Annotated in this window: 15 protein-coding genes and 1 pseudogene; 8 read left to right on the forward strand and 8 right to left on the reverse strand. The window is 40.8% G+C overall.

Translation table 11 applies throughout. From position 1 onward, the window contains the following. Positions 1 to 405 precede the first annotated feature (405 nt). Positions 406 to 3,792 (forward strand): ribonuclease E, encoded by a 3,387-nt coding sequence (rne, locus tag FW757_RS12340; protein ID WP_446441265.1) that lies wholly within the window; start codon positions 406 to 408, stop codon positions 3,790 to 3,792. A 215-nt stretch (positions 3,793 to 4,007) separates the two neighbouring features. Here rne and FW757_RS12345 read toward each other — a convergent pair whose 3' ends face one another. From FW757_RS12345 to yejK, 7 genes and pseudogenes are all read right to left on the reverse strand, one after another. Then, positions 4,008 to 4,466, reverse strand: a complete 459-nt coding sequence (locus FW757_RS12345; RefSeq protein WP_145233578.1) for a GFA family protein — start codon at positions 4,464 to 4,466, stop codon at positions 4,008 to 4,010. After that, positions 4,447 to 5,205, reverse strand: coding sequence for an alpha/beta fold hydrolase (locus tag FW757_RS12350; protein ID WP_446441266.1), 759 nt, complete (start codon positions 5,203 to 5,205; stop codon positions 4,447 to 4,449). The genes FW757_RS12345 and FW757_RS12350 overlap by 20 nt, the downstream gene beginning before the upstream one ends. A gap of 90 nt (positions 5,206 to 5,295) precedes the next feature. Then, the gene (locus FW757_RS12355) at positions 5,296 to 5,712 is read right to left on the reverse strand and encodes an SMI1/KNR4 family protein (RefSeq protein WP_182760807.1); all 417 of its coding nucleotides are present in this window, start codon (positions 5,710 to 5,712) and stop codon (positions 5,296 to 5,298) included. Positions 5,713 to 5,795: 83 nt separating this feature from the next. Further along, positions 5,796 to 6,098, reverse strand: coding sequence for a hypothetical protein (locus FW757_RS12360; RefSeq protein ID WP_182785077.1), 303 nt, complete (start codon positions 6,096 to 6,098; stop codon positions 5,796 to 5,798). A gap of 233 nt (positions 6,099 to 6,331) precedes the next feature. Next, complete coding sequence (locus FW757_RS12365; RefSeq protein ID WP_446441267.1) at positions 6,332 to 6,673, reverse strand: hypothetical protein; 342 nt, start codon at positions 6,671 to 6,673, stop codon at positions 6,332 to 6,334. Positions 6,674 to 7,048: 375 nt separating this feature from the next. Further along, a pseudogene (locus tag FW757_RS12370) lies at positions 7,049 to 7,806 on the reverse strand (alpha/beta fold hydrolase). Between the two features lie 298 nt (positions 7,807 to 8,104). Continuing rightward, on the reverse strand, positions 8,105 to 9,118 hold the full coding sequence (gene yejK, locus FW757_RS12375; RefSeq protein WP_149982371.1) for a nucleoid-associated protein YejK: 1,014 nt from the start codon (positions 9,116 to 9,118) through the stop codon (positions 8,105 to 8,107). A 62-nt stretch (positions 9,119 to 9,180) separates the two neighbouring features. Here yejK and FW757_RS12380 point away from each other — a divergent pair, with 62 nt between their 5' ends. From FW757_RS12380 to FW757_RS12410, 7 genes are all read left to right on the forward strand, one after another. Beyond that, positions 9,181 to 9,393 (forward strand): DUF1414 domain-containing protein, encoded by a 213-nt coding sequence (locus FW757_RS12380; RefSeq protein ID WP_016707302.1) that lies wholly within the window; start codon positions 9,181 to 9,183, stop codon positions 9,391 to 9,393. 5 nt (positions 9,394 to 9,398) lie between these two features. Further along, on the forward strand, positions 9,399 to 10,895 hold the full coding sequence (locus tag FW757_RS12385) for a DUF3413 domain-containing protein (protein WP_446441268.1): 1,497 nt from the start codon (positions 9,399 to 9,401) through the stop codon (positions 10,893 to 10,895). A 76-nt stretch (positions 10,896 to 10,971) separates the two neighbouring features. Further along, positions 10,972 to 11,448 (forward strand): DUF4124 domain-containing protein, encoded by a 477-nt coding sequence (locus FW757_RS12390; protein ID WP_182740233.1) that lies wholly within the window; start codon positions 10,972 to 10,974, stop codon positions 11,446 to 11,448. A gap of 82 nt (positions 11,449 to 11,530) precedes the next feature. Beyond that, a complete protein-coding gene (gene aceK / locus FW757_RS12395; protein ID WP_446441269.1) occupies positions 11,531 to 13,249 on the forward strand; it encodes a bifunctional isocitrate dehydrogenase kinase/phosphatase in 1,719 nt (572 codons plus the stop codon). Positions 13,250 to 13,264: 15 nt separating this feature from the next. Next, on the forward strand, positions 13,265 to 14,203 hold the full coding sequence (locus FW757_RS12400; RefSeq protein WP_145233562.1) for a LysR family transcriptional regulator: 939 nt from the start codon (positions 13,265 to 13,267) through the stop codon (positions 14,201 to 14,203). 167 nt (positions 14,204 to 14,370) lie between these two features. Further along, positions 14,371 to 14,814 carry a ferritin-like domain-containing protein gene (locus FW757_RS12405; protein WP_145233559.1) on the forward strand — a complete coding sequence of 148 codons (444 nt, stop codon included), beginning with the start codon at positions 14,371 to 14,373 and terminating at the stop codon, positions 14,812 to 14,814. Between the two features lie 215 nt (positions 14,815 to 15,029). Beyond that, on the forward strand, positions 15,030 to 15,425 hold the full coding sequence (locus tag FW757_RS12410) for an ExbD/TolR family protein (RefSeq protein WP_145233557.1): 396 nt from the start codon (positions 15,030 to 15,032) through the stop codon (positions 15,423 to 15,425). 57 nt (positions 15,426 to 15,482) lie between these two features. Here the strand turns inward: FW757_RS12410 and FW757_RS12415 are convergent, their stop codons facing one another. After that, positions 15,483 to 18,482 (reverse strand): TonB-dependent receptor plug domain-containing protein, encoded by a 3,000-nt coding sequence (locus tag FW757_RS12415; RefSeq protein ID WP_404936438.1) that lies wholly within the window; start codon positions 18,480 to 18,482, stop codon positions 15,483 to 15,485. Positions 18,483 to 18,522: the final 40 nt, after the last annotated feature.

Below are 18,522 nucleotides of genomic sequence, written 5' to 3' on the forward strand. Positions count from 1 at the left end.
GATGCGTGTAATATATCGCCAGTTAAGTTTGAGCATGAAGTGTTATTTAATGTTGATGAAAAAAGCAATTTGAACAGATAATTTGTCTGATCGTGACGGCGTACAATACGCCGTTCAGCAGATGTGTTGTAACCGTACAAGTTAATTTAATTAATGGTCGACTCTGGACAGAACTCGAATACGTCACTGTAAAAAAACAGCCGATAGTTTTGGCACCATAATAGAATTTAATAACGTGACAACACGTTATTGTCAGCCAGCACCATAAAGATACTTAGAGTACGGATACAGTACCAAGCTCCCCCACAGACCCAGTCGTGAGATTGTACAAAAAGAAGCGATGGGAGCAACTGAACAGGCGAAAAGTTTCGTCATGTCAGAGACATAACACAGTAGAGTAACAATATGAAACGTATGCTAATCAATGCGACGCAGCAAGAAGAAATGCGCGTAGCACTGGTTGATGGCCAGCGCCTGTATGATTTAGATATCGAAAGCCCGGGTCACGAACAAAAAAAAGCCAATATTTATAAAGGCAAAATCACTCGTATAGAACCGTCATTAGAAGCCGCCTTTGTTGATTACGGCGCTGATCGTCACGGATTCCTTCCTTTAAAAGAAATAGCCCGTACTTACTTCCCACAAGGTTATACTTTCCATGGTCGTCCGAATATTCGTGACGTGATCAAAGAAGGTCAAGAAGTTATTGTCCAAGTAGACAAAGAAGAACGCGGCCAAAAAGGCGCAGCCCTCACCACTTTTATTAGTGTTGCAGGTAGCTACTTAGTCTTAATGCCTAATAACCCTCGTGCTGGCGGTATTTCTCGTCGCATCGAAGGTGATGAACGCACTGAACTTAAAGAAGCTTTAAGCCGTTTAGAACTGCCTAAAGGCATGGGTTTAATCGTGCGTACTGCCGGTGTTGGTAAATCGTTTGAAGAACTAAACTACGATTTAAAAGCGCTGCTTGTTCATTGGGATGCGATTCAGCAAGCCTCTGATGGCGGTAAAGCACCGTTCTTAATTCATCAAGAAAGCAACGTGATTTTCCGTGCGATTCGCGATTATTTACGCCGTGACATCGGTGAGATCCTAATTGATAAAGCCCGTGTATTTGAAGAAGCTAAAGCGCACATTGAGCGTTTTCGCCCTGACTTCATGAGCCGTGTAAAACTTTATCAAGGTGAAGTGCCTCTTTTTACTCATTATCAAATCGAAAGCCAAATTGAGTCTGCGTTTCAACGTGAAGTACGCTTACCTTCTGGTGGTTCAATTGTTATTGACCCAACTGAAGCACTTACTTCTATCGATATCAACTCATCTAAAGCCACTAAAGGCGGCGATATCGAAGAAACTGCGCTTAATACCAACTTAGAAGCTGCAGACGAAATTGCTCGCCAATTACGTTTACGCGACTTAGGTGGCTTAATCGTTATCGACTTCATTGATATGACACCACCGCGCCATCAACGTGAAGTAGAAAATCGCTTAAAAGATGCTGTTCGTCCAGATCGTGCCCGTGTACAAATTGGTAAAATTTCGCGTTTTGGCTTACTTGAAATGTCGCGTCAGCGCCTACGCCCTTCATTAGGTGAAGCGAGCCAAGGCCCATGCCCACGTTGTAGTGGTCAAGGTACTATTCGTTCAAACGAGTCGATTGCATTGTCAATCCTACGTTTAATCGAAGAAGAAGCGATTAAAGACAATACCTCACAAGTTAATGCCCAAGTACCTGTAGCGGTTGCCTCATATCTGTTAAATGAGCAACGCCGTAGCGTGCATCGCATCGAAAAACGTCATAACTGTGATGTGGTGATCATTCCAAATCAACATATGGATACACCACATTATGAAGTAATGCGTTTGCGTAAAGATGAAACAATTGAAGCAGCAAGCTACGAGCAAATCACATTACCAGAACAAGAAGTGTATGAAACATCAAAAACACCAACGGTCGCGGTACGTGAAGAGCCGGTGTTAAAAGGCGTAGTTATGCCATCAACACCCGCACCACAAGCTCAGGCTCAAACAGCCCCAGCAGCGGCACCACAAAGTGTTGCAGCCCAGCCGCAGGTAAGTTTATTTACTACCATCAGCAATTGGTTTAAGGCTTTATTTGCAACGCCTGCTGAGCAAATAGAAAGTAAAGAGCAACAGCAGCAAAAAACAGCGAGTGAATCTCGTAATAATCCACGTCGTAACAATGACGGTGATACACGTCGTCGTAATAACCAACGTCGTCGTAACAATAATTCACGCACTAAACCGCAAAGCGAGCGTACAGAGAGCGTAGCTGAAGAAACGCCAGCAGTTGGAAACACGCAAAACAACGAGCAACAGGAAAGAAACGATAACCGTAACAAACGTCGTCGCAATCCTAACTCACGTAAGCGTAACGATAACCGTAACGATGACAGCAAAGTAGTAGCAGAAAAAACCGAAGCAAAAGCTGACGTAAAAGACGTTGCACCAAGCCAAGATGTCGTTGTTGAAGCAACGGAGCAAAAACCTAAGGTTCGTCGTCAGCGCCGTAACTTACGTAAAAAAGTTCGCCTGCAAGATGAAAATGCACAACCGGCTACAACCAACAATGACGCAGAGCAACAAGCTACGCCTGTTGTTGATGACAAGCCGGCTAAGCCAGTTGTAACTCAAACTGAAGAAGTTAAAGCACCGGTTGAGGCTACTGCTGTTGAAACAACTGCTGTTGAAGCGCCTGAGCAAAAAGCTGAACAGACGGCACCAAACGAGCAAGAGACAGTAACATCGACTGATGAAGAGCAAGGCCAAACGCGTACGCGTTCACGCCGTTCTCCACGTCATTTACGTGCTGCTGGGCAACGCCGTCGTCGCCCTGAGGGTGAAGAAGCTACGCCAACGCAAGGTACACAACCACCAGCATTTATTCCAGTTGCAGATCAAGCCGCTGCTGAATATGAAGCTGAGTTAAAAGCCAAGCAAAATAAGCAAGCTGCAGAAGTAGTTGAAGAAAAACCTGCCGTTGCTGCAGAACCTACTCCAGAAGTGGTTGAACAAGCGCCTGTTGCTGCTGAAGCAACTGAAGAAGTGGTTGAACAAGCACCTGTTGCTGCTGAACCGACTCCAGAAGCGGTTGAACAAGCACCTGTTGCTGCTGAACCTACTCCAGAAGTGGTTGAACAAGCACCTGTTGCTGCTGAAGCAACTGAAGAAGTGGTTGAACAAGCGCCTGTTGCTGCTGAAGCAACTGAAGAAGTGGTTGAACAAGCGCCTGTTGCTGCTGAAGCAACTGAAGAAGTGGTTGAACAAGCGCCAGTTGCTGCTGAACCTACTGAAGAAGTGGTTGAACAAGCGCCAGTTGCTGCTGAAGCAACTGAAGAAGTGGTTGAACAAGCGCCAGTTGCTGCTGAAGCAACTGAAGAAGTCGTTGAACAAGCACCAGTTGCTGCTGAACCGACTGAAGAAGTGGTTGAACAAGCGCCAGTTGCTGCTGAAGCAACTGAAGAAGTGGTTGAACAAGCGCCTGTTGCTGCTGAACCAACTGAAGAAGTGGTTGTTGAGGAAGCACCAATGGCAGAGACTAAGCCGACTACAAAACCTGTCGCGCACACTAAAACAGTGATCACATCAGGTAAAGCAAGTGCGCCAATGGCACAACCTACTGCCGTTGCAGATAGCGAAGTCGCCCATACGCCAAAAGCGATGGCACACGACAAACGTGACGCTATTCCAGATAGCGGCTTACGTGCCGGTTCTATCAAACCAGCTGGTCGCGCGAATGCTGCAATGACTAAAACCATGAGTGTTGACTAACACTTTTGGTTTAGCTTAAAAGCACACTAAAAAGCCGCGTTAATGAAAATTAACGCGGCTTTTTTAATAGCAGTTATAAGGTTAAAGAGAACGATTTACTAGGTTCTAGCTAAAGCAGACTAGCCTAAGCAAAGATATTAGATAAATAGTGATGGAAAACAAACAGCACATTGCACTTGTTATTTATAAAAAGCGCATGAAAGATAACGCTGTATTTATCCTTGTTTTTGCGCATACTCATGAAGCAATTCAGGAAACTTTTCCTGCGGTGGAAACTTACAAAAACTGTGCTTTGCCCCCGTACTCGCCCACTCAAGTTTTTCATCAGTGTAAGTTTCAATGAATGGTTTGTAGGTGCGAGAGTCATCTAGCATTGTTGAGCGAACATTTACAAAATCATCCAAACCTTCTAGGTGGGTAAATAACCAGCTCATACAATGTCCACAAAAAAAGTGCTGCGTACTACTGTCATGCAGCCCGCCAATAACAGGCGCTCCAGATGTAATAGAAAAGGCAGCTCGTTGGAATAATGAGCTTAAGCTAAATGCGCTAGACGTCATTTTCTGACAGCCAGTGCAATGACAAGCCATAGTGATCATTGGCTTTGCGCTAACTTCAAACTTTACCTGTCCACAACGACAATGGCCTTTTGTTTTATGAGATGTACTGTCCATTATAATTTTCCTTTAAGTTCAATTTTATCAACGCCGATGCTACGTTGAATGTATCACAAATAACCTTAGCACATGCTACAGGGTTTGATTGCGCTATAAAATGTCCGCCTTCAATCTCAACTTGGCTGAAGCTGGAACACATTGACGCTAAGTACTTCACCGCACTCGCGCTTACCAGTAAATCTCTACTAGGGCGAATATAAGTCACTGGGCAATCTAACTCGCACTGTTGTTTTGAAAGGCCAGCTATGTTGCCTAATCTTAATTTGAGTTTACGTTTATTCGCTGTTTGCAGCGAAGCAAATACGGGATAAACCAACGTTTGGCCACCCGTTAAACTAAAACCAAACAGATAAAGTAGCTTTTTACTTAAATAATTTGCTGACAGTAAGCTAACGGGTAAAAAGCCTGCCAACTTAGATAACAAAGAAGGCGCTGAGATAAAGCTGGCCAAAAATACGATGCCTTTCACACGACTGCCAAGTAGCTTATAAAGCTCATAAGCCACCGGCCCAGAATAAGACTCCGCGACAATATAAATATCAGTATCTTTAAAACGCTTTGCTATTTCTGCCGCTTGTTTAGCATAAGTTACGCCTTCAAGTGATTCATATGAGATCACTTCAGTATTTATATTTTCAGGCAAGTTTTTTGTCAATTTAGCAAACAGGCGGCCAGTCCCGTCAAGGCCAGGAAGCAGTATAATTTCATATTTAAATTCAACACCCAACGTTAGCATTCAAATACTTGAACTTTGATTTTGGCCAAGTGCTTTTGTGCACAAAAATCATGAGCAAAAAATATGAAACGCTAAAACGGCAGCAGGCACTTACTCTAACTCTAACCAATTTTCTATCACCCAATCTTTGAAATCACCATTGTGTAGATTGTGTGTAAGATCATCATGATCGTAGTATCCAATATTACCTTTTTCATTTATGGTGAAATAATTTCCATTCTCTTCGCAGAAAACAATAAAATCCTTAGGAACTCCAGATTGACGACCATCTTTTGTCATTCTTCTTAGGCAACAATACGGTTGTAAATCTGGTAGTACTAAACCAGGCTCTCTTACACCGAAAGTAACGCAACTAGCTTCAAGCATGAACTTGCGATATTGAGCTGGGAATTTAAAAGATAAGTCTTTTTCAGCACAAGACACTTCGTCTTCCGTTGGTAATAATAAAGGCTTTGGGACCGGTTCATTCTTTTCTTTTAATAGTGCTATGACTTCTTCAATTTGCATTGTATTTTCCTGACTTATAAATGCCTATCAAACGCGGTAGCTTTAAACAACAAAACAGCACAAAAGTCGATTTTATGTAATCTTTAGTTTGATAACACATTTCGCACTTGTTCTTCATTCTCGGCATATTCGTCTACAAGATAATTAATCAGCTCGTCGACACTGCGGCCAATTTCTCTAACTGCACTTGGGCTATCGATATAATATACGATGAAAACAGGCGTCGCTCCCTCAAAATAAAAACCTGTTATCATGTCGTCTGATTCCCACAGCGGAATTACGTCTAAACCAGGTGATGAAAACCCGTCTGGTTCAAGATAATACTTTGGTTTATTGCACCTAAACTCAAGGTCTTCGTGCACAAAATCGCCTAGAGTGAGCTTCATTAAGCCACTCGTCAAATTGAGCTCAGCAATTTTTAGCACTCTAGCGTGCTCAGTGATCCTCATAGCATCCTACTCTTTGGTATAACAACCTTAGAAGGATTATACAGGGCCTTCTTAGGTATTAAAGTTACAATAGTTCTTATTTGAAGTATCATCTGAATTTAACACGCGCATTTCAAAATCGTTCGCTAGCGAGTATGTTGCCAACACTTCTTTGACTTCTCTAGATTTAACTACAGCAGCACATGCAGAAAGAATTCGTCTGCTTTAGCAGATGGCTCGCTTGCAGACTCATAACTTTGTTGCATTTCAATTGCCAGTTCAGTAGCTTGAGGCCACTTGGAGAGGTACGTAGATGTGAAATCGTATAGTCTCCACTGTGCCATAAAGTCTACGTCTCGTGAAAACATTTCCATCTCTGGTTCATCGTTCGTTAAAAAGCTCAATTCAAAATAGCCTGCAAAACATCCAAAATCGAAAACTAACATTGTTTGATTGCACAGCCGATGTCTCCACATTTTTAGTTCGTTTACCAGTATAGTTTGTAGTCGTTGACGAAATTCTAAAACTTCCATTTTAATACCCTATTTTTATCTGATCAGAACCCATGGCAAATCAGTCAGGTAATATGCGCTCATTAAGTGAATTTACAATAAATAGAGCCTATTATTCCCAAACTCTACCAAACTATGGCAAGACACTTCTGCCATTTCAATTCGAAACCCCTGAACCTCAATTATCCCTTCATTTTTATCAAAACTAACCGAATACACCTGGCCTGTTTTAGGTAAAACGAATTTATAGGCGTTAATTTTTCAAAGCTTTGCGCCAAATATAACTATGACCATTACATTGTCTGAAGTAACTCAATACTCATAATTCATTGTTTTAAATTAATGTTTACTCATGGATCAAAGTTAGTCTTTAATTCTGCCTAACAGTTCGATTACTTATTGCACCACCCTATCTGGTTCATCATTTTGAGGGTAATGATAGCTCTTATCTGTTAATACAGCTTTGCCTTGTGGAAAAGACTCAGCCCAAGCGGAATGCAATTCGCCCAACATTTTCGGCTTTCATCGGTAAAAAAGAGTAATGGCGGATTTTTATACTTTTTCACGGATGCAATGACGGTTACTGAAATATCTGGGATCTGTGGATAATCTGGCAATGGTCTTTTCGACCAAAAATCCAGATACTGGTTGGATATACCATTAGCCATATCATCCAGTTTCACTTGTGCTATTTCTTGCTCAGCTTTGGCAAGATCAATTTGGCGCATGATATCAACATCATGCTCCGAAGCAGGCTCAATCAGCATGAGGGCTGAAACCCACTCAAGGTAAGTTGCAGCGAATCGTCTTGCGATATAAGCACCATATGAATGAGCAATATAGACGATTGGTTTTTCAACGTGTAACCCTTCAAATAGCATGAGAGCTTCGTTTGCATACTCTTCCAAGCTGTAGTTTTTTCTCAATTGCGTAGAACCGCCGTTACCAATTCTTGAATAACGAATGAAGCGGGCTTCCTTTGCAAGCTTTTCAAAAACCGGCTCCCAATCAAATACCCCCGCAGAGCCACCAGCCTCTAAAAATACAGTATGCTTGCCACTCCCCGCGATTTCGTACTCAACATCATAGCCATTAACCTTAATAAAATTAGGCTTGGCAAACACACTTGCTGTGACAAAAAAATAGCAAAGCATCAATCCAAATTTCACTTTTTTCTCCTTAAAGACTAAACCTGTAGATAAACTCGTTTTAAATTCACTTTTATTAATGAACCATAGCCAAGTTACTATTTTGGTCGAATTATTTATTGTATAAAAGCTAGAGTAATAATCTTATTCGCGGTGGTTTTTTCAGACAGCTTAATTAATTTAGTATCGACTGTAACTATGCTTCGGCACACAGCAAAAACAAGAAAGCGCGGTGTAAACACCACGCTTTCAACTAATTCAAATCTGCTTAAAACTTACCGCTTATGGCTTATGGCTTAAAGCGCTAGTCTTCACTTTCCATAAACCGTTGCAATTGGTCTTTAAGGTTCGGCGGTATGCCTTTAATAACTAACGTATCAGTGGCCTCGTTGTACATTACCCGTTCGCCTAAGTGTTTGCGCTCAAAACTGATGCTCACGCCGCCGCCAAGGCCAGAGAATTTAACCATACTGGTAACGGTTTTTTTATCGACCGGGAATGACTCTTCTAAATCATAGCTTTGCTCTTTGCAAAAGCTTTCAAATGGGTTGTCGTCACCTTTGGTGAGCGTTGCTGATAACTCGCTGACGTTAGCATCTTCACCAGTAGTAACGCAGTCATTACAGTAATCAAATACTTGTTTACGCAGATCGTCTTTTTCAGATTTATCAAATTGTTGCTCTGATAAATAATCTTCAACTGCATTGAGCATTACTTGGCTTTGCTGTTTTGGATCGATGCCTTCTTCGCAACCTAAAAAGTCTAAGAAAAAGTCGGCGACTTTGCGCCCTGCTCGGCCTTTAATAAATGAGATATAACGATTGTCTTCTGCTTGGGTGTCCCACGCAGTTAAATCGATGCGTGCAGCTAGTTGCATGCGGGAAATATCTAAATGGCGTGACGAGGCTAAATCAAGCTCAGAGGTAATAGAGTAATGCTCTTTGATGTTGATCATTGCAATCAGCATATAATCGGTTGCTACGTATTGATAATGACAAAATACTAAATAGCCAGTTTCGTTAAACGCGTACTTATCAAGTTCCTCTTTAAGTACAGCTGAAGCTTGCTCTGTCATGTGCCAAAAGCCAAGCTCGCTATTGCGGTAACTTTGCATGGCTGATGCAACTACAGAGTTTTTATCACCACTAAAAGCACAGTACCCTTTACCTGGTTTGCCGTTGTATGCGTGATGAAGTTGCTCGATGAATACAGCGACTTTATCATTCACTGCCATTTCGTCATTGCGCAAATGAATTTGCGTATCGTCGTCTTTTTTGTCTACATAATGAACGACTAACTTTTTAACATCTATTGCCATCTTTGTTTTTCACGCCTCTGGTGTTAAAATGTGAGAATATAACTCTTTTATTGAACCAACTGATGCCAATCTTATCAAAATATTCTAATGATGAAGTAGAACAAATCGTCGATCAGCTCATTGATGTGTTAACTAAGCACAATGCGCCGGTTGATTTAAGTCTTATGTGTTTAGGAAATTCTATCACGCATATCTTAAAAGAGCATGTACCAACAGGGAAAAGACAAGCGGTTGCAGACAATTTTGCCAAAGCACTTGCGCAATCGGTTAAATAGACTTTATGAATTTATCGCAGCACAATCAGTTTTCGTCTAAAGCGAGTCAATTATTAAGTTGGGGGCATTTGTTTACTTTTGCCAATATCGGCTTAGTGTTGCTTATAAGTTTAAGTTACTTATTTGCTGACTCTCCTCCCACCAGCTTTATGGGTATGCTTTATATGCTAGTGACATGGCTTAGTCACACTAGTTTTATTACCTTTATTGCCTTTGTGCTGACGGTATTTCCGCTAAGTTTAATATTTCCTTACCCACGTCATATCCGCGGTATGGCAGCAATACTTGCCACCTGTGGTGCATCACTACTGACGCTTGATGCCTATGTGTATTTTAATTTAGGCTACCATTTAAGTAGCTCTGCATTACCTGAAATTATTACCTTATTATGGCATCGTTTAACCAGCTCTCCAGCGCTGACAACCCTGCTCGCTGGCGGAATTGTGATGCTTATTTTTGCATTTCAATTATTAGCAAGTAACTATACATGGCACCATTTAGCCCGCTTAAAACAATATAAATTTGCTCGTTACGCCAGCTCATTGTTATTAGTCTGTTTTGCGATGAGTCACAGTATTCATATTTGGGCTGATGCAAATTTGAAGTTTGATATTACTAAGCAAGATAATGTCTTACCCTTGTCCTACCCAACGACAGCAAAAAGTTTATTGGCAAAAAATGATTTACTTGATATTGAAAGCTACGAGCAAGCACATAACGTAAAGGTTAATACACAAAATGTAGATTACACGGCTCCAACACCAATTGCTCGCTGTGAAGAATTTACTGCTGCGACAGTCGATATTTTAGTGTTTAGCTCTGCGCCTGCGTTAACTAATTTTGCTAAACATCACAAAAATTTAAATAAAACCGAGCAGCTTTTACAACCCGTTCATCATCAAGATGTGCTATTTAGCTTGATTTACGGTTTACCTGCATACTACAAGCCAGCCTTAATGACAGAGCAAACATTGCCGGTGTGGCAAAGTAATCGCCGTAGTATTAGTGTCAGTGGCTTTGATGATTTTAACTATATCAATAGTACAACAGCGGGTGATGCAGCAATTCGTATCATTAACGCCGATGAAAACACTGCGCTTCGTGAGGGAGTCAATCAAGTATTTGCATTTAGTTTAGCCGATGTTGATCACGGTATTGTGAGTGCTTCATCTTTATACAGCACGGATAGAAAAGTAACCCGTACTGAAGGCTTGATCCAACCAAGCGATTTAATTGCCACAAGCGTTGGCCAATATTTAAATTGTGCTGATATCGCAAAGCAAAGCATGCTAGGCGTTAATTTGTATAACAAAAAAGGCGATATGGGCGTTAATTATTCGCAAGGCGTATTTATTGCCTATAAGAAAGACCGTATTACATTAATTGATTCTGATGGTAATTATAAAAATATCTCTGCTGCACAAGGCTTTTCAATAGAGCAAGGTTTAGATATTCCGTTTTTAGCACAAAGCATTAAAAAGCTAAAAACCTTTACCGAATAACTGCTACTGGCAATTTACCCAAGTTAGGTTATAGTTTTCATATATGATTATGCCCTAACTAGGGAAGGCTAGCGTAATGAAACTGTGTACTCTTTTCGTTATTTTTATTAGTTTGCTATTTGTTGCTGATCAGGCGGCTTCCGCAGATCAATATTACAAGTGCGTAACCGACAGAGGCACTACATTTAGCCAATTCCCCTGTGGCGGGCAGGCAACGCAACATAAAATAGCAGTGTCGCCCAACGTCACTCCGGCTACTGTAAATCATGTCAAAGCGCTTAACTCCCTTGAGCGTGAACAAATTATTCGTAATCTCAACGCTGAGATACGCAGTGTTAAATATAAACTCGCCATTTTGAGTCGTGACCGTGATCGCGCTGAATACGAGCAACTGCAAAGGCTAAATCGTTTAATGAGTGATGATGATAAAAAAAAGCTGAGTAAAGAGATAAAAAAGCAGCTAAAAGTGATCAATAAAACGTTTGCCAAAAACACCAAAACGACCACCAAACAGCTCTCCGCACTCGAAAAAAAACTGAAACGTTATGAATAAACTATTGGGTTTTACCAATATATAGCATACTCTTAACATGTGTAGAGCATATACTCTACAGGTCATTTTGGAGTACCCGTTCATGCAACCACAAAACATTGCCGAGCTAATTTTAAATGGCTTTAAAAAGCATTATAAATTATTTCAGCAGATCACCGCACAAGCACCTCTGGCATTTGCAAATAAAAACTGGACAAAAATGCACGACATTAGTCGCTTGCGGATCACTTATTACGATGATCGGGTTAACGAAACCACCCAGCAACTACAAAATCAGCAATTAGCCAATCAATTGGATGAATCACTCTGGCTGCAAACAAAACAAATCTACCAGCATTTTTTAACGTTTCATCCACAAGCAGAATTAGCCGAAACATTTTATAACTCTGTGTTTTGCCGCTTATTTCATCGACGTTATTTTAATAATGATTTTATTTTTGTAAAAGCCACCTTGGCAGATGCTCCTGCGCTTCCTGTAGAAGCAGAATACCGCAGCTACTTTCCTGTTGTAGACGGCTTAAAGCCCACTATCCGTAAAATAATTAATCAATTTGATTTTAAAGCCGATTTTGTTAATTTAGATCGCGATATACGACTTTTAGTAAAAGCGTTTTATAAACAAGCACCCGACACCCATCACCGTGCGTGGCAAATGCGCTTTGACATATTACAAACGCCGTTTTATCGCAACAAAGCAGCCTATATTGTCGGCCGTGTAGTATCACAAAGTGGTGTGCAGCCATTTATTATTGCGGTGTTACATCATCAAGAGCAAGGTCTGTATCTCGATGCTTTACTGACTAACTCATCGCAAATGCGGGTTATTTTTGGCTTTGCTCGTGCTTATTTTATGGTTGAAACCCACGCTCCTTCCGCATTAGTTCGGTTTTTAAACCAACTAATGCCCAACAAAACCTTAGCAGAGCTTTACAATGCCATTGGCTTTCATAAACAAGGTAAAACCGAGTTCTATCGCGAGTTTTTAACCCATTTACAACGCTCCAGTGATGATTTTGTGATTGCCCCTGGCACACCGGGCATGGTGATGATGGTATTTACCCTACCTTCATTTGATTATGTATTTAAAATAATTAAAGACAAATTTGGTGAAAGTAAACCATTTGGCCGCGATACCGTTCTCAAACGCTACCAATTAGTTAAAAGCCATGATCGGGTTGGTCGTATGGCAGATACCATAGAGTATTCTAACGTCGTATTCCCTGTTGCGCGTTTTAACGCTACATTGCTTGCACAGCTTAAACAAACTATTGGTTCATCAATGATCATCGAAGGCGACTTACTGATCATCAAACATATGTATATTGAGCGACGCATGACGCCACTGAATTTATATTTAGAAAAAGCTAATACTGAAGATGCCGCTGTTGCCATTGCAGAATATGGCCAAGCACTCAAGGAAATGATCGCCGTTAATATTTTCCCAGGCGATATGTTGCTTAAAAACTTTGGTGTCAGTAAACACAAACGCATTATTTTTTATGATTATGATGAAGTGCAATATTTAACAGACATGAACTTTAGAGCACTGCCTAAAGCCAAAAGTTATGATGACTACTTAACCAATGAGCAAAGTTACTCTGTGGCACCACAAGATGTATTTCCAGAGCAGTTATGCACTTTTGTAATGCCGAACCCGCAATACAAAGCAGTTTTCAGCCAAACACATCCAGAACTATTAGACGTCGCATTTTGGCAGCAAGCGCAACGAAATATAAAAGCAGGGGTCGTTAGCCATATCTACCCTTATCCAGCAGCGCAGCGTTTTATCCATCAATGGTAGACGAAAGGACACACAATGAATATCAGTAAAATAGATTTAAACTTACTCGTTTATCTCGACACATTATTACGCGAATGTAATGTTACTCGCGCCGCAAACCAGCTTAGCATTACACAGCCGGCAATGAGTAATGGTTTAAAACGTTTACGTAACCTGTTTAACGATCCGATCTTAGTACGCACCAGTGATGGTATGGTGCCCACTGAACGAGCTATTGAATTGCAGCCGGTGATCCGTGGCATCTTAATGACATTAGAAGAAACGCTTGCACCAAACCGTGAATTTGAGGCCAGCCAAAGCAAACGGGTATTTAGGATTATGGCCAGTGACTATGCTGCCAGCACCTTAGCACCTAAGCTACTGAGTAAATTACACGATGAAGCGCCGGATACCACACTCGATATTCTCACTCCAAGTGATGTTACTTTTCATGATGTAGAAAACGGTAAAGTTGATATGGCAATAAATCGTTTCGAAAACCTACCGCAGTCGTTTCATCACAAACGTATTTGGAAAGATAGCTTTTGTTGTTTAGTAAAAGCTGACAACCCGATCATTGAAAATTTTAGCCTCGATAGTTATTTAAAAGCTCGGCATATTTGGGTAAGTAAAACAGGTTTTGGTGTCGGGGTTGGTATGGATCCTAAAGACGTACAAAAACTTGGCTGGGTTGATGAAGCGCTCGCCCACTTTGGTAAACACCGAAATATTGCCACATTCACCCGTAATTACCACGTTGCTATACATCTAGCGAAAGAGAAGAACCTGATTGCGACACTCCCTTCAAAAGCCGCTAATATTTATTTAGATGATCCCGGTTTGCAAATTCTGGAGCCTCCCTTCCCTATACCACCATTTGAGTTAGATATGATTTGGAGCCCATTACTTCACAGAGATGCCAGTCATATTTGGTTACGCCAAAAAGTAGCCGAAGTTGCAGATGAATTAAAGTAACGCTCTTACAAAAGCCCTGTAAAATTTGCTTACTGGTATTTTCAAGTAAGCAAACATCAATTTAAAAGTATTAATAATCATGATGTTAAAATAATTTAAAAATGGAATGGCAATTGCTTTAAGTTACTTGAACTTTAATATTCATTTAACTTAAAGAGGTCAATATTATGAATGCCCAGCAAGGAAACGAAGTAAATCATATCACTGACATTATCCAAGTAATGAACAGCGGCATCGACTTTTATGAAAAGGCGCAGGAAAAAGTACAAGATCCAGCCATTGGTGCGCTATTTCAGCGTATGATAGACGCACGTAAAGTCAGCGTTGAAAACTTACAGCCTTACGCTATTAATCAGCAAGGTGAACGAGAAGATGGTTCGTCTTTTGCTGTTGAAGCTCGCCGAGCATATACCGCACTGATCACAAAATTTAGTGCCAACAACGACCAAATTTATGTCAAAGAGCTTGAAGAAGTGGAAGATAAAACACTTGAAGAAATTAAAGCTGCCATGAAAAAACCACAACCGCACGATTGTGAAGCCGCCCTCGCTAAAGTATTACTGACCATGCAAAGCTGTCATACGGAGATGAGCCGTATGCAGAAGCATTAACCACAATGCTTAAATGAAAGCCCAGCCACGCGCTGGGCTTTTTTATGCTCATAATTATAGTTAAATGATTTTTATAACAAAATAATGCAAATAATTAATAAAAATAGCATATTTATTTAACCACAGCATGATTTTAATCGTCTAGGCTTATTAATAGGTACCTACTATCCCGCTGTGGCGCCGCAGCATTTTATCAAAAATAACAAGGTTCCATTATGAGAAATAAACAACATGTAAACCCACAAAACGCTGACGTTGATATGACGCCGATGCTTGATATTGTATTTATACTTTTAATATTTTTTATTGTTACAACTTCATTTGTAAAACCTGTGGCAATAGAGCTGCAACGGCCTGTAGATAAACCCAGTATTGATAAACAAACTAAAAGTGCTCATTTTAGTATTGACCAAAGCAATGCGGTGTATTTTGCGGGGCGATTAATTGACTTAAACCAAGTTGCCACTAACCTTGCGATGTTTGCTGCGAAGTATAATATCGCCACAGTACAAATAGCCGCTGACGAAAACAGTACGCATCAAACTTTAATGACAGTAATGAATAATATCAAAGAGTATGATAACTACCCCATTGCACTCACATCACACTAAAAGCAAAAAAAGGGCCAGACGGCCCTTCAAAACTAAATAACGTAGGAGAAGTTATTTTTAGAATCGGTATTCAGCACCTACATAGTAGTAAGCACCGTTAAAACCAAATGGTGCTGAACGGCGTGAGTACTCAAATACACCGGTTGAACTGATAATAGTATTACCAGAAGCATCAACAATTGTGCCTGAGCGAGAATTACCTATGGTATTTTTATCAGGGTAAACGTCAAATAAATTGTTTGCACCAATATTTAGTGACAAGTTGTCTGTGACAAAATAATTTACTTTTATATCGGTAAGAATTTCAGCGCCGTAAGTCTGGCGACCGCCATCTTCAACCGTGTATTCGCCATAACGATTGAGCGATAAGTTTACCGTCCAATCTTCAAGGCGATATAATGCACTTAAGTTTACTCTGTCTTGTGGTTGCCATTCTTCGATGATTGAGGTTTCTTGCGAAGAAAATACATCTTCGACAGGGATCGTTTCCAAACCACTGCCCGCAGGAGTAAATAAATCAACCACATCGGTTTCAGTAAAGTTAGCCGCTAATGTAAAATCTAGGGTACCACCTAAGCCTTCCGTGTTCCATGTCGCAACAAAATCCACACCTTGCGTTTCGGTATCTGCACCATTTAAGAAAAACTGCCCTGCACCTGCGCCAGAACTAACCAATGCAGCATCTAGCGTTGATGACAACCCTTTACCTAAACGGTTACTGATCACAATACGGTCGTCAATATCAATTGAATAATAATCAACGGTAACATTAATATTATCCGTCACGTTATACACAATACCTAAGCTCATGTTTTGTGACTTTTCTTCTTTAAGTTTTGGAATACCAATACTCTGTGCAAGTGTGCTGTCGTTTCTAAAAGTACCAACTTCTTCTGCAATTAGATCGCCATTAGGACCAACTACAAACTGGGTACTGATATTATTGAAATACAATTGCTGCATTGATGGTGCTCTAAAACCAGTACTCACCGCACCGCGCAGTGAAACGTCATCAGTCACCGACCAGTTACCCGCTAACTTAAAGTTAACCGTATCACCAAAGCCTTTGTAGTTATCGTAACGCAGTGCGCCAGAGATAATTACATCATCAATAATGTAAGTTTCAGCATCAAGGTAAAACGAAATCACATCACGTGATTCATCCACAGAAGATTCCGGCGATGAACCACCAAAACCTTGAGTACCACCTGCTGCATTTTCGCTGCCAATACCACCGCTCATACCATCGTAAATATTAACACCATTATTAGTATCATAATCACGGTAAGCGTATTCACTGCCTTCTAAAATACGATATTCATCGGTGCGAAGCTCGGCACCCATTGCCAGTGAAAAATTATCATAGTCTTGTGTAAAATCAAGATTGATTGTTTGCAGTGATAACTCCATGCCATACGCATACGCTTGGCGAGGAATAGTGGCACGAATATCATCAGCACTTAAACCTTGATCATAACGTAATAAATTAGCGTATGAACCATTGATAGTGTCACTAGTGGTATAATCGATGCTGTTTTCACCATAGGTGTATGACAGGTCAAGACTAGAGCTATTATCAAACTCTTTTTTAAAGCCAAAGTTATACGATATATCATCAATGGTGGTGTTGATCATTGGCAAGAAGCCCATCGGGATCACCGCATCACCATCTTGTAAAACTGGGTTGCCATCAGCATTGGCATTATGACGGAAGAACGCGGCTGATTCGTTATCTCGGGTTGAATAAGTAATAAAGCCATAGAGCTCACCACCAGCAAGTTCATAACCGGTATTCACCGTTAAAGCAAATTGTTGCGAGTCTGCATCACCAATTCTAAACGTATCACGTGGTGCAGTCAGCTCACGAGGATCGCCCGCTAACAGCGTGCCATCATCAAGCTCTGTGCAACCATAAAACTGGCAAGAGCCATGTAAACCGGCACGATTTGTAGGTGCACGGTCGCGGTAGTTGATAGTGGTATTTAAATAACCATCATCGCCTAAGGCAAAGCCTTTATTAAAATCAATCGTAACGGTTTCGCCATCACCTTCAGAATACTGGCCATAATTAACCGCGGCTTTACCGCCTTCATCAGCATCTTTTAATACGATGTTGATAACACCCGCAATCGCATCTGAACCATATTGTGCAGCCGCACCATCACGTAGCACTTCGATACGTTTAATTGCAGCAGCTGGGATCGCATTCATATCTGTACCTGCAGTACCACGACCTACAGATGTATTAATATGGATAATGCTGGCTTGGTGACGACGTTTACCATTGATAAGTACTAATGTTTGATCTGGCCCTAAGCCACGTAAAGTGGCAGGTCGTAGTGCATCAGTACCATCACTGATCGATGAACTTGAAAAGTTAAAAGACGGTGCGATAGCTTGTAACATACGGCCGACTTCTGTTTGTCCGGTATTTTCTAGCGCTTCAGCACTTAAAATATCAACAGGTACGGGTAAGTCTTCGACCGAACGCCCTGCTACACGGCTACCAACGATGGCGATTTTTTCAATATTTTCTTGAGCGGCTTGTTCTTGTGCATTAGCAACTTGGCTATTGGTTGCCATTAAAAGTGGTATTACAGCAGCACTGACCCCTGAAAGCTTTCTCATGTTGTTATCATTCCTATTGATTTGTTTGAGTTTTATACTCAGTAAACCATTTTGATCAACAACCGCATCGAGTTCAGTATTTTTCAGCATTGTACTAAGCGCTTCTAACTGAGTGTAATAACCATACACTGATTGAGCTTGGTATTGTTTTGCTAAGTCAAACGAAAAAACCACGGTTTGTTCTGTTTGTTTTGCAAACTCTATCAATGCTTGATCTGCTCGCTGCGCTTTTATATCAAATTGTACCATCTGTGGATTTGCAGCCTCAGCCTGAACATTTAGGCTAAATACTAAAGGTGCTAATACAATTAACCCACAAATTGGATACGTTTGGTTACTGCGCAACTTATACAAACAGTTGAGAAAGAATAATCCGCTATGCAATCCTATTTTTTTATTAATTATTTTTTTACTTTTTATATTTACCATTGTAACTTCTGACACTTTAAATCAAAGAGCAAGCATAAGC

This window comes from Pseudoalteromonas sp. 1181_04 (assembly GCF_052850545.1).